Origin of the sequence: Photorhabdus sp. RM71S (assembly GCF_042879355.1) — a bacterium.
Classification (GTDB): domain Bacteria; phylum Pseudomonadota; class Gammaproteobacteria; order Enterobacterales; family Enterobacteriaceae; genus Photorhabdus; species Photorhabdus kayaii.
Map to the genome: position 1 here is coordinate 1 of NZ_JBHFKV010000334.1, position 223 is coordinate 223.

1 protein-coding gene is annotated in these 223 nt (G+C 49.8%); it reads right to left on the reverse strand.

Translation table 11 applies throughout. The features are described from left to right. Nucleotides 1-223 (reverse strand): contractile injection system protein, VgrG/Pvc8 family (locus ACGF5R_RS25110; RefSeq protein ID WP_387693383.1); only part of this gene is annotated, 223 nt, incomplete at both ends.

Consider the following 223-nt stretch of genomic DNA (forward strand, 5'->3'; position numbering starts at 1 on the left):
AGATCACCTGCCAGCGGTCGTTCATGGCCTCTATTGGATGGGATTGCAGGGTAAAAATTTTGCCCGGACGAAGCCGGATACAGTTAGTTTTGGCAGTGCCGACTTTGCTGTGGTTTCGTAACTGTTCCAGCCGCAATTGGGTAAAAGGTTTTCCTTCCTCGTCCCACTGGAAACGTCCGTAACTTTCAAACACAGAATTGTGCCCGCTATCGTCGGATTGCTT